Raw genomic sequence first — 11,246 nt, 5'->3', positions numbered from 1 at the left:
TCGCTTTTCTGATCGTCCCCCTTCTCACCGGTATGACGCAGTCGCCCGCCGCCCAGTGCGGCGGGGGGCCTTCCGACTTCGACGGCGACGGCCGCCCCGACGTGGCGGTGGCCGCGCCGTACGACGACCGGCGGGCCGGTTCGGTGACCATCCTGTACGGCTCGGGCGAGCGGGTGAAGCTGACCCAGGACGACCCCGAGCCGGGTGACGCCTTCGGGGCGGCGCTGGCCGTGGGCGACTTCGACGGGGACCGGTGCGCCGACCTGGCGGTAGGGGTGCCGGAGGAGTTCGTCGGCGAGCGGGTGCCGGGCGCCGACGGCAACGGCGTCGTCCAGCTCTACCACGGCTCGACCGGCGGGCTGCGGCCAGGCAGGCGGCTCGCCCTGGCCAAGCCGTCCAGCGACCGGTTCGGGGCGTCGCTGGCGTCCGGGGATCTGGACGGGGACGACCGGGACGAGCTCGTGGTGGGCGCTCCCGGGCTCCGCTCCGGCGGCGGGGTCACGCTCTACTGGATGAAGGGGCGTAAGCCGTACCAGATCACGCAGAAGACGCGGTGGGTGCGGCAGGCGGCGAAGGTGACGGACCAGTGGGGTGAGGCGGTCACGACCGGCGACTTCGACGGCGACGGGCGCGACGAGCTGGTGGTCGGCGCGCCGTCCGACAGCGTGACCATGGACGGGCAGGGGTCGGCGACCGTGCTGGACCCGCGGCGGAAGACGGCGCTGCGGCTCACCCAGAGCTCTGCGGGGATCCGCGGCTCCGCGGAGAAGTGGGACGCGTTCGGGGCGGCGCTCACGACCGGCGACTTCGACGCCGACGGCCGCGACGACCTGGCCGTCGGCGTCCCCGGCGAAGGGCTGACCGCCGGCCAGCGCGCCATGGACTACGGCGACGGCGCGCTGCACGTGCTGTACGGGACCGGGCGGGGACTGCGCGGGGCCCGGTCGGAGATGTGGACGCAACGGCTGCTCAAGGGCACGCCACGGTACTACGACCGGTTCGGCGCGTCGCTGGCCGCCGGGGACTTCAACGGCGACGGCGACGACGAGCTGGCCGTCGGGGTGCCGGGCGAGAACGCCGTCCAGGTGCTGGCGGCCTCCCCCGCCGGTGGGCTGACACGGCACGGGGACCTGCTGATCAAGGGCAAGGGGTCCGCGGTGTCGGTGCTGCCCGCCGTCGGCGGCTACCAGGCCCTGTCCAAGCGGCCGCCGCTCTACGGGCTGGTGGTGGCGGCGCCCGACGAGGGCGTGGTGACGTACGTGCCCGGGTCGCGTAAGCCGGGGGCACGCGCGGGGCTGCGCCCGGGCAAGGCCCACCGGCTCGGCACCGGCGAGGGACTGTACGGCTTCGCGCTCAGCTGAGCGCCGACAGCGGCCGGGCCGGGTCCGGCTCAGCGCCGACAGCGAACGAGCCATGCGGGGCTGTACGGCTCAGCGTCGGCAGCCGCCAGGCCTATGCGGGGCTGTACGGCCGAGCGGCGGCCGGGACGGTTGGCTACGCGTTCGGCTGGGCGCCGGCGGCGGCCGGGCCGGTGAGGGCCGGGATGGTGACGCGGTGCGAGGTGCGGGCCCGGTCGCCGCGGCGGGAGATGCGGTCCAGGGTGCGGAAGTCCACCGACAGCTCGTCGCGGTCGAGCCGGGCCATGAGGTAGCCGCGGCGCTGGTCGATGTAGGAGATGTGCGGGTTCTCCGCGATGGACTCGGCGACCCAGGTCTTGTCCCGGTAGCCGTCGCCGTCGCTGGCGATCGACGTGGCCACCAGCTCCTTGGCCACCACGGGCGAGTCCGGGTCGTCGAAGTCGGCCTTGAGGTCGGCGAGGTGGTGCATGTGCGCGTCACCGGTGAGGACGACCGGGTTGGCGGTGTGCGACAGCGACTCCATCAGGCGGGTGCGCTCGGCGGCGTAGCCGTCCCAGGAGTCCAGGTTCACCTCCCGGCCGGGGCCGCGCTTGTAGTCGCGGTGGGTCATGATGATCTGCTGGCCGAGCAGGTTCCAGCGGGTGCCTGAGCCGCGCAGCCCCTCCTCCAGCCAGCGCCACTGGCCGGCGCCGAGCAGGGTGCGGTCCGGGGACAGCCGCTCGTCGCACCCGCCGCGTACCCCGTCCTCACAGGCCTGATCGTCGCGGAACTGGCGGGTGTCGAGCAGGTGGAAGCGCGCCAAGGAGCCCCAGGAGACGCGCCGGTTGAGGGTGAGCCCGGCCCCGCGCAGGGTGGCGCGGCGCAGCGGCATGTTCTCGTAGTAGGCGCGGAAGGCCGCGGCCCTGCGCTGCTCGAAGCCCGGGGCGCCGGTGCTGGAGACGGAGCCGGCCCAGTTGTTCTCCACCTCGTGGTCGTCGAAGGAGACCAGCCAGGGGGCCGCCGCGTGCGCCGCCTGCAGGTCGTGGTCGCTCTTGTACTGGGCGTGCCGGAGGCGGTAGTCGGCGAGCGTGACGCACTTGCCCGGCGTGTGCGTACGGACCCGTCCGGCCAGCGCGGTGTAGCCGCTGGGGCCGTACTCGTACATGTAGTCGCCGAGGAACACGACCAGGTCGGGCTCCTGCTCGGCGAGGCGGCGGTAGGCGGTGTAGTAGCCGTGCTCGTAGTGGGCGCAGGCGGCGACGGCGAACGCGAGCGGTGTCTGGGCGTGCTCGTCCGGCGTGGTCCTGGTGCGCCCGGCGGGCGACAGCCGGCCCTCGCTCCGGAAGCGGTAGAAGTACTCGCGCCCCGGCCGCAGGCCGGACACCTCGATGTGGACGCTGTGGGCGTCGCGCGCGCGGGCGGGGACCGTACCGGATTTGACGATCTTGGAGAAGCGTTCGTCGGTGGAGACCTGCCAGTCGACGTCGGCGTCGCGGGCGGGCATGCCGCCGCGGCCGGCGCCGCCGAGCGGGTCGGTGGCCAGGCGGGTCCAGAGCACGAACCCGTCGGTGCCGGGGTCCCCTGAGGCCACGCCGAGCGTGAACGGGTCGGCTCGCAGGGTGCGCGAGGAGGTGGAGACTGGGCGCGTTCCGGTCAGCGGGGCGGGCAGGAAGAGCCCGGTGCCCGCGGCCGTGAGGAAGGATCTGCGGTCCATGCTCCAGGTATGTCCGGCCGCTCCGACTCGGCCATGACAGTGGGGTCAAGGGCAGGTGAACAGCGTCGGTCGTCCTCGCCGAGCACCTGAGCGAGCCGTTCAGCGGCCTCGGAGCCGCCCCGCCGAAGTGCCGGTCTCAGAGAAGCCTCCTTGCCGCGTGGACCGGTTTCAGAGTCCTAGGGTCGTGCGCAGGGAGGCGGCGCCGGTGTAGTGGATGCCGGTCATGCCGGCTGCCTCGGCGGCCGCGACGTTCTCCGGGCGGTCATCGACGAAGAGCACGCCGGCGGGGTCGGCGCCGAGCTCGCGCGCGACCTCTTCGTAGATCTTCCGGTCCGGCTTCGCCAGGCCCATCCTGCCGCTGTAGAAGCGGCGGGGGATGGCGGCGATCCAGGGCAGCTCGTCCAAGCCGTCGGCGACGCGGGCCGGCGCGTTCGACAGCAGGGCGACGTCGCGGCCGGCGGCCAGCAGCTCACCCAGGAGGGCGACCGCCTCCTCGTCGGGATGGGCCCAGCTCGCCACGTCCAGCGCGATCAGGCGGTCGAGCTCGGCGCCGGTGACCGGCCTGCCGGCCACCAGCGACCAGTAGTCCGCCGGGGTCAGGGAGCCGGCGTCGAACGCCAGGCGGTGCTGCCAGTAGCCCTGCCCGAACGCCGCCGGGTCGGCACCGGCCGCGTGGGCCATCGCCTCGGCGTCGGCGGCGGGCTGGGCGAGGGACAGGACGTTGCCGTAGTCCAGGAGAATCCAGTTCACCCCAGGAATGGTCGCAGATGCGGGTGCAGGGCCGGGCAGCCGAGGTATTTCTCCGCGGTGTGGAAGTCGATCCAGTCCAGGTTGACCAGCTCCTCGACGTCGACGCCGGTGAAGCTGCTCGCCAGGGCGGGCGGGATGGCGGCGATGTCGTCCTTGTCGGCGATGTTCACCCAGCGGCGCACGCCCTTGGGGCGCTCGCCCCGGCCGTTGATGGGGGCGGGCAGCAGGCGTTCGAAGATGACGTTGCGCATGCCGAGTGGGCTGCCGAGGGTGAGCAGCAGGTCGACTTCGAGCTCCGGGTGGGCCCAGAGGGTCTCGTAGGCGACGACGCTGCCCAGCGAGTGCGCGATCACCACTTTAGGCTGATTTTTCCGGATAACTTCGGCTACGGTCCGCCTGGCCAGCTCCCGCTTCTCCTGGTCGGCCAGGTAGATGGCCACCTCCGGCGCGAACAGCTCGGCGAACGCCGCCGACCTGCGGTCGAGCCTGGTCAGCAGCCAGCCGGTGAACGACCTGAGCGCCCCCGTGAAGTGCTCGCCGAACCCCAGGTTGGCGGCCCAGCCGGCCACCACCCGCTGGGTGGACGCCTCCACCGCCGCGACCCGCCGCGGATCGTCGCCGCCCTCGTCCTCGGCGAGCAGGTGGGAGAAGTACGCCACCTCGCTGAAGTAGCCGCGCGCCTGCCCGCCGAGGGAGGCGTGCAAGTAGCGGTCCCATTTGAGGCGCATCGCCTCCGCCGCCCCCGTGGCCGAGCGGCCGGCGTCGAGGTAATAGTTGTACTTGCCGATCCCGTGCACGCCGACGATGCCCGCCGTACTGCCCGCCACAGCGACTCCCTGCCTGGAAAGGTCTTCTGCCTCGTAGTTTCCGCGCGATATTGGCATACGCCGCCCGCGTGCGGCCGTCAAGCCGAACTCTCTCGCACAGGTCGCCATATACGGAAATGCTGTTGCTCGCCGCATATGTCCTACAGATACGGTGAGACTCGCTTACGAGGGATATTTCAGAATCAGGAGCACCTTGCCATGCCCGGCCCGCTGGTCGTCAACGCCTCGGTCGTCATCCCCGACGCCGAGCTCGTCTGGCGTTTCTCCCGCTCTTCCGGCCCCGGCGGCCAGGGCGTCAACACCACCGACAGCCGGGTCGAGCTCACCTTCGACGTGGCGGCGAGCACCGCGCTGTCACCGGCGCTGAAGGCCCGGGCGGTGGAGCGGCTCGGCGCCGCCGTGATCACCATCGCCGCCTCCGAGTACCGCTCCCAGTTGCGCAACAGGGAGGCGGCCGAGCAGCGGCTGGCCCAGCGCATCCGCGAGGCCATCGCGCCGCCGCCCAAGCGCCGCCGCCCCACCAAGCCGAGCCGCGGCGCGGTCGAGCGCCGCATCGCCGGCAAGAAGCGCCGCTCCGACCTCAAACGCCTGCGCCGCGACCTCTGAGCCCCACCATCACCACGACAGCGCCGTCACCACGACAGCGCCGTCACCACGACAGCGCCGTCACCACGACAGCGCCGTCACCACGACAGCGCCGTCACCACGACAGCGCCGTCACCACGACAGCGCCGTCACCACGACAGCGCCGTCACCACGACAGCGCCGTCACCACGACAGCGCCGTCACCACGACAGCGCCGTCACCACGACAGCGCCGTCACCACGACAGCGCCGTCACCACGACAGCGCCGTCACCACGACAGCGCCGTCACCACGACAGCGCCGTCACCACGACAGCGCCGTCACCACGACAGCGCCGTCACCACGACAGCGCCGTCACCACGACAGCGCCGTCACCACGACAGCGCCGTCACCTCGACAGCACCGGCTCCCTGATCTGCGCCGGGCAGAGCTGCGAGATCACCTCGCGCACCTGGGCGCGCAACTCCCGGGCCCACAGCCGGCCGTCCTCGTCGAAGTGCGGGCAGACCGGCGAGATGACGAGCTCGGCCCCCATCACCACCGCCCCCGCCGCGACCAGCTCCTTGAAGAGCTCCGCCTGAGCCCACATGGCCCCGCAGGCCCGCGCGCTGGCGCACATGACGGCCACGTGCCGCCCCGCCAGCCCGCCGCCCGCCGACATCCACGACAGCGTGTGGTCCAGCTCGGGCGGCAGCAGGCTGTGCTCGGGAGCGGTGAGCACGATCGCGTCCGCCTCCTCGATCAGGGTGAGCAGCTCGCGCACCACCGCGGGCACCGGACCCGGCCCATAGGGCGGCACCTCACCCAGTCCCTGCCACGCCTCGAAGCCGACGCCGGGCGGCAGCTCGCCGCGCACCGCCTCCAGCAGTCTGTTGATGTACGAACCCGCGTGGAGACTGGCGGCGATCCCGACGACCCTCATCCGGCACCCACAGCGGAGGGAAGGGCGAATCCGGTTGTGCGCATCTTGATCCCTCTCGTCCCAGTGAACGACATACGCCCTGCATGGCGTCGATGGGGAGGAGCCACTGCCCACGACTCCCTGAAGGATGTGGGCCGGTAGTCGGAAACCTGCCCGATGCCGTGGATGTCCAAGACCATCCACTGGTCAAGAAGATGTACTGGCTTGTCGACCTATGCCCGAGCCGCCTGATTTACACCATTGGGCGGTGCGGCTCGGCGTCACGGGGACGCCGGAAGATCAGGACGAGCACGCGCAGCACGAGGATGGCGCAGATGACCAGCAGGTTGTAGCCGATGAGCTCGAACAGGCTCAGGTCGAGCGCGCCGCTCACCCGTGGGCCGCCGTCGGTGCCGAGCAGCAGGACCGCCATCAGCCCCGCGGTGGCGCCCAGCACGGTGAGCAGCACCTGGTGCAGCAGGCCGGTGACGAAGCGGCGGTCGCGGTCGTCGGCGAGCAGGCGCACGTTGAGCCCGAGGCGGCCGTGCTCGGCGGAGCTGGCGATGCGCTCGACCCGCCGGGGCAGGCGGCGCAGCATGGGGATCAGGGCGGCGAGCTCCTGGGTGGCGGCCTCCTTGAGGGTGCCGCCGTCGAGCTTCTCGGACAGGTGACGGCCGGCGAACGCGCGGGCCTCCCCGATGAGGTCGAAGCCGGGCGAGAGTCGTACAAGAGTGCCTTCGAGCGTCGCCAGCGCCCGGAAGACGGCGGCGACCTCCGGCGGGATCGACAGCCCGTACGCGGAGACGATCTTGAACAGGTCGGTGAACATCTGGACGCTGTTCATGCCGGGCCCGAGGTTCTTGGCCATGAACTGGCCGAGCGCCCGCTCCAGCGCGGCCTCGTCGATCTCCTCCGGCCGGGGCACCACCTCCAGCAGCGCGTCGGTCACGCCGAGCGGGTCCTGCCGGTTCATGGCCAGCAGGAAGCGCTGCAGAGCCGAGCGGATGGAGGCGTCGAGGCGGCCGACCGAGCCGAAGTCGAGCAGGCCGAGGCCGCCGTCGTCGAGCAGCATGAGGTTGCCGGGGTGCGGGTCGGCGTGGAAGACGCCTTCCACGAGGATCTGCCTGAGCAGGCAGTCCAGCAGGTCGCGGGCGAGCCGCGGCCCCTGCTCGGCGGAGGCCCTGGTCACCGGCCCGCCCACCAGGCGCTGCATGACCAGCACGCGCTCGGTGCACATGGGGCCGATCGGGGCCGGGTAGGTGACGCCGCCCCCGTTGGTGGCGGCGACGGCCGCCATGTTGACCGCCTCGACGCGGAAGTCCAGCTCTTCCCTGATGGCGATCGCGAAGCCCTCGGCCAGGTCGCCCACGCCGAGCGAGCGGCCCCAGCGGGTCCTGGACTCCAGCGTGCCGGCCAGCCGCCGGACGATGTCGAGGTCCCGGTCCACGGTCGGGCCGATGCCCGGCCGCCGCACCTTCACCACCACGCTCTCACCGGTGTGCAGGCGGGCGGTGTAGGCCTGCGCGATCGAGGCGGCGGCCAGCGGCTCGGTGTCGAACGCGGCGAACACCTTGTCCACCGGCCCGCCGAGCTCGGCGGCGAGCACCGGCTCGATCTGCTCCCAGGGCACCGGCGCCACCTGGTCCTGCAGGAGGCCGAGCTCGTCGATGAACTCGGCCGGCAGCAGGTCACGCCTGGTGGACAGCACCTGTCCGAGCTTGACGAAGGTGACGCCCGCCTCGTCCAGCGCCTCGCGCAGGGAGCGGGCCAGCCGGACCGTGCCCGGCCGGTCCGTCAGGCGCTCGCCCCTGCCGCGCAGGTAGGGGCCGAGGCCGTGCCGGACGGCGATCCTGGTGATCTGGGAGTAGCGCCTGGCCCGGGAGATCCGGCCGCGCAGCGATCGGAAGAACTCCAGCGGCCCCGGGATCGAGCCCGGCGGCACCAGCGCCTCGGCGAGCACCAGGATGACCATCGGGATGAGCACGACGCACATCGCGACGAGGAACAGCACCCACACCGGCCCGATGCCGGGGTCGCCCGCCACCCCGGTGCCGTTCAACGAGCCGAGGATCGGTGACAGCAGCGGCCCGGCCAGGACGAAGGCCAGCAGAGCCGCCAGGAATGTGCGGATCGCCCCGAATCTGACGCCCAGCAGCCGCCGTGCCGCCGTGGCCAGCGCCACGATCATCAGTAACGTGACAAGCGCGACAATCAGTGCGACAGGTGCATCCATGGGGATGAATCATTTCATGGCGCGCGCCTTACGCTCCTCACGCCGGGCGACGAACCTGGCGGCCGTGGTGTCGGCCCTCTCCAGGTAGGCCGACAGCTCCTCGCGAGCCTGCTCCCCCTCGGCGTTGAGACCGGTCTGGTCGAACACCGCCCACTGGCGCAGCACCGGCATGAGCACGTCGTCCAGGTGCAGGCGAAGGTCGTAGATGCCCTCGTTCGCGATGATCATGGCCTTGCGGGCGAAGCCCTGGATGTTGGAGCCGGGCATCTGGAAGGTGGTGACGACATCGGTCACCGCCCGCATGGTCTGGTTGGGGTCCAGCTCGAAGGCGGCCTTGAGCAGGTTGCGGTAGAAGAGCATGTGCAGGTTCTCGTCGGCGGCGATGCGGGCGAGCAGCCGCTCGCAGCCCTCGTCGCCGGAGGCCCTGCCGGTGTTGCGATGCGCGATCCGGGTGGCCAGCTCCTGGAACGACACGTAGGCGAGCTGCTGCAGCATCGTGTCGTACTCGGTGATGAAGCCGCTCTGCATGTGCTCCATGCGGGCCCGCTCCAGCGCGACCGGGTCGACCGCGCGGGTGACGGTCAGATAGTCGCGCAGCGCGGTGCCGTGCCGGTCCTCCTCGGCCGTCCAGCGGTGCACCCAGGTGCCCCAGGCGCCGTCACGGCCGAAGGTGGTGGCGATCTCGTGGTGGTAGCTCGGCAGGTTGTCCTCGGTCAGCAGGTTGACGACGAGCGACACGCGCGCCGGCTCGGGCAGCTTGGAGTGGCTCTCCTGCCAGGCCTCGCCCCCGTAGATGCCGTCGAAGTCACGGCCTTCGCTCCACGGGACGTACTCGTGCGGGAACCACTCCTTGGCCACCTTCTCGTGGCGGTCGAGCTCCCCCGCCACCACGGGCTCCAGCTCGTGCAGGAGCTGCGTCTGGGTCATCGCCATGCAAGGATCCTCTCCCTCAAGGTTACGGCACCGTAAGTTAGATTACCGGAAGGAGATACAGGGCGAATAAGGTGGTCCGTATGCAACCCAGTGTCCGGGGCATTCTGCTGGACGAGGACGAGCGCCTGGTGATCTTCCGGCGCACCGTGCCCGACCGTGACGTCTACTGGTCGGTGCCGGGCGGCCATGTGGAGCCCGGCGACGCGACCCTGGAGCACACCCTGCACCGCGAGCTCCTGGAGGAGCTCGGCGCGACCGTCTCCGCCGTGACCCCGCTGACCACGGTCAGCTACCCGTGGCAGGGCGGGGTCAAGATCCAGCACGTGTACGGATGCCGCCTGCTGTCGATGGATCCGGCCCTGCGGCACGGCCCCGAGTTCGAGGACCCCTCACGCGGCGTCTACGAGGTGGAGCGGCTCCCGCTGGCGGAGTCGGAGATCACCTCACGCCACCTCGTCCCCGAGGCGGTGGCCGCCTACCTGTCGGCCCACATCACGGCCCTGCCGCGGCTCATCGCCGATCCTCGATCTCCCACAGATGGTCGATGACGTGCCAGACGAGCCGCCGCCTGGCGTAGCTCGGCGGCCAGCCGGTCTCCAGCGGCGGCTGCCAGGCGCGTGACAGCGTCTCGGTCAGCTCCGCCCGCATCGCCTCCCGGTCCGCCTGGGACTTCAGCGGCCGATGCTTGACGCCGACCTTGCGGGCGTAGGCGCGCTCGGAGTCCTCCACGTGGTGCACGATCTTGGTCAGGTCGCGCCCGCCGCCGCGCGGGCCCTTGCGCAGGTCCTCCGGCGCGACGGCGGCCACCTCGTCGAACAGCTCCCAGGCGGTCCGCAGCAGCGCCACCTCGCGCCGCGCCGTCGCCTCGTCGAACGGCTGGAGGTCAAGGTCCGGGACCTCGTACGGGACCCCGAAGTCGGTCATGTCGCCGCCCTTCACCTGCGCGACCACCACCGGTTCACCGGGCTCGAACGCCAGCCCGGTCCGCTCGGCGATCACCCGGTAGCGCGGCGCGTAGTCCATGAACCGGTCGATCGCGGCTTGTTCGTCCTTGGCCAGCCGGCACCAGCCGGGCCAGTCCAGCGAGCAGGCGAAGACCTTCTTCGTCCCTAGTTCGAGGTAGATACGGGTCATGCTGCCAGACAATCACTTTCGCTGGTCAGCGTCCTGCGGGTTCGACCAGATCGATCAGATCGGCGACCGAGTCGACGATCAGGGAGGGGCGGTAGGGGAAGCGGTCGATCTCGTGGCGCTGAGTGACACCGGTGAGCACGAGAATGGTGAACAGGCCCGCCTCCATGCCGGAGACGATGTCGGTGTCCATCCGGTCGCCGATCATGGCGGTGGTCTCGCTGTGGCCGCCGATCTCGTTGAGCGCGCTGCGCATCATCCGCGGGTTGGGCTTGCCGACGAAGTACGGCTCCACGCCCGTGGCCCGGGTGATCATGGCGGCGACCGCGCCGCAGGCGGGCAGTGAGCCCTCGGTCGAGGGGCCGACCGGGTCCGGGTTGGTGGCGATGAAGCGGGCGCCCGCCTCGATGAGGCGGATGGCGCGGGTGATCTGGGTGAAGCTGTAGGTGCGGGTCTCGCCGAGCACCACGTAGTCGGGGTCGAGGTCGGTGAGCACGTAGCCGGCCGCGTGCATCGCGGTGGTCAGCCCGGCCTCGCCGATCACGTAGGCGGAGCCGCCCGGCCGCTGGTCGTCGAGGAACTGCGCGGTGGCCAGCGCCGAGGTGTAGATGGACTCGGCCGGCACGTCGAGACCGGCGCCGGCCAGCCGTACGGACAGGTCGCGCTGGGTGTAGATGGAGTTGTTCGTCAGGACCCTGAAGGGCATGCCTGACTCGCTGAGCCGCTTGATGAAGGTGTCGGCCCCTGGCACCGGCTGCCCCTCGTGAACGAGGACGCCGTCCATGTCGGACAGCCAGTAGTCGATCTTCTTACGGTCGGTCACGTGGCCCATCGTA

11 protein-coding genes are annotated in these 11,246 nt (G+C 71.4%); 3 read left to right on the top strand and 8 right to left on the bottom strand.

What is annotated here, in order from left to right:
• Positions 1-32 precede the first annotated feature (32 nt).
• Positions 33-1,361: an FG-GAP and VCBS repeat-containing protein gene (locus tag OHA68_RS31990; RefSeq protein ID WP_327103555.1), complete on the top strand. Its 1,329-nt coding sequence runs from the start codon at positions 33-35 to the stop codon at positions 1,359-1,361.
• Positions 1,362-1,494: 133 nt separating this feature from the next.
• Here OHA68_RS31990 and OHA68_RS31985 read toward each other — a convergent pair whose 3' ends face one another.
• From OHA68_RS31985 to OHA68_RS31975, 3 genes are all read right to left on the bottom strand, one after another.
• Entirely contained in the window at positions 1,495-3,051 is a 1,557-nt protein-coding gene (locus tag OHA68_RS31985) for an alkaline phosphatase D family protein (protein WP_327103554.1), read from the bottom strand.
• 168 nt (positions 3,052-3,219) lie between these two features.
• Positions 3,220-3,801 (bottom strand): HAD family hydrolase, encoded by a 582-nt coding sequence (locus OHA68_RS31980; RefSeq protein ID WP_327103552.1) that lies wholly within the window; start codon positions 3,799-3,801, stop codon positions 3,220-3,222.
• A complete protein-coding gene (locus tag OHA68_RS31975; protein WP_327103551.1) occupies positions 3,798-4,628 on the bottom strand; it encodes a hypothetical protein in 831 nt (276 codons plus the stop codon). The genes OHA68_RS31980 and OHA68_RS31975 overlap by 4 nt, the downstream gene beginning before the upstream one ends.
• A 198-nt stretch (positions 4,629-4,826) precedes the next feature.
• Between OHA68_RS31975 and arfB the strand changes: the two genes are divergently transcribed.
• Positions 4,827-5,234, top strand: coding sequence for an alternative ribosome rescue aminoacyl-tRNA hydrolase ArfB (gene arfB, locus OHA68_RS31970; protein WP_189140218.1), 408 nt, complete (start codon positions 4,827-4,829; stop codon positions 5,232-5,234).
• Between the two features lie 366 nt (positions 5,235-5,600).
• On the opposite strand, the gene OHA68_RS31965 is transcribed toward arfB, so the two are convergent.
• From OHA68_RS31965 to OHA68_RS31955, 3 genes are all read right to left on the bottom strand, one after another.
• Positions 5,601-6,134, bottom strand: coding sequence for an NADPH-dependent FMN reductase (locus OHA68_RS31965; protein ID WP_189140217.1), 534 nt, complete (start codon positions 6,132-6,134; stop codon positions 5,601-5,603).
• A 232-nt stretch (positions 6,135-6,366) separates the two neighbouring features.
• Positions 6,367-8,346, bottom strand: a complete 1,980-nt coding sequence (locus OHA68_RS31960) for an ABC1 kinase family protein (protein ID WP_327103550.1) — start codon at positions 8,344-8,346, stop codon at positions 6,367-6,369.
• Positions 8,347-8,355: 9 nt separating this feature from the next.
• On the bottom strand, positions 8,356-9,279 hold the full coding sequence (locus tag OHA68_RS31955) for an acyl-ACP desaturase (RefSeq protein WP_327103549.1): 924 nt from the start codon (positions 9,277-9,279) through the stop codon (positions 8,356-8,358).
• A gap of 80 nt (positions 9,280-9,359) precedes the next feature.
• Between OHA68_RS31955 and OHA68_RS31950 the strand changes: the two genes are divergently transcribed.
• On the top strand, positions 9,360-9,827 hold the full coding sequence (locus tag OHA68_RS31950; protein WP_327103548.1) for an NUDIX hydrolase: 468 nt from the start codon (positions 9,360-9,362) through the stop codon (positions 9,825-9,827).
• Here the strand turns inward: OHA68_RS31950 and OHA68_RS31945 are convergent.
• Positions 9,790-10,413, bottom strand: coding sequence for a hypothetical protein (locus OHA68_RS31945; protein ID WP_327103547.1), 624 nt, complete (start codon positions 10,411-10,413; stop codon positions 9,790-9,792). The two genes, OHA68_RS31950 and OHA68_RS31945, sit on opposite strands and share 38 nt — an antisense overlap.
• A 25-nt stretch (positions 10,414-10,438) precedes the next feature.
• Complete coding sequence (locus OHA68_RS31940) at positions 10,439-11,242, bottom strand: HAD-IIA family hydrolase (protein WP_327103546.1); 804 nt, start codon at positions 11,240-11,242, stop codon at positions 10,439-10,441.
• Positions 11,243-11,246 lie beyond the last annotated feature (4 nt).

The organism is Nonomuraea glycinis, assembly GCF_035920485.1.
GTDB lineage: Bacteria > Actinomycetota > Actinomycetes > Streptosporangiales > Streptosporangiaceae > Nonomuraea > Nonomuraea glycinis.
This window is presented reverse-complemented; position numbering and strand designations above follow the sequence as displayed.

Excerpts from the sequence above, each read along its gene's own strand:
- OHA68_RS31940 (WP_327103546.1), bottom strand. The coding sequence starts at position 11,242 with ATGGGCCACGTGACCGACCGTAAGAAGATCGACTACTGGCTGTCCGAC.
- OHA68_RS31955 (WP_327103549.1), bottom strand. The coding sequence starts at position 9,279 with ATGGCGATGACCCAGACGCAGCTCCTGCACGAGCTGGAGCCCGTGGTG.
- arfB (WP_189140218.1), top strand. The coding sequence starts at position 4,827 with ATGCCCGGCCCGCTGGTCGTCAACGCCTCGGTCGTCATCCCCGACGCC.
- OHA68_RS31960 (WP_327103550.1), bottom strand. The coding sequence starts at position 8,346 with ATGGATGCACCTGTCGCACTGATTGTCGCGCTTGTCACGTTACTGATG.
- OHA68_RS31990 (WP_327103555.1), top strand. The coding sequence starts at position 33 with ATGACGCAGTCGCCCGCCGCCCAGTGCGGCGGGGGGCCTTCCGACTTC.
- OHA68_RS31950 (WP_327103548.1), top strand. The coding sequence starts at position 9,360 with ATGCAACCCAGTGTCCGGGGCATTCTGCTGGACGAGGACGAGCGCCTG.
- OHA68_RS31945 (WP_327103547.1), bottom strand. The coding sequence starts at position 10,413 with ATGACCCGTATCTACCTCGAACTAGGGACGAAGAAGGTCTTCGCCTGC.
- OHA68_RS31985 (WP_327103554.1), bottom strand. The coding sequence starts at position 3,051 with ATGGACCGCAGATCCTTCCTCACGGCCGCGGGCACCGGGCTCTTCCTG.
- OHA68_RS31965 (WP_189140217.1), bottom strand. The coding sequence starts at position 6,134 with ATGAGGGTCGTCGGGATCGCCGCCAGTCTCCACGCGGGTTCGTACATC.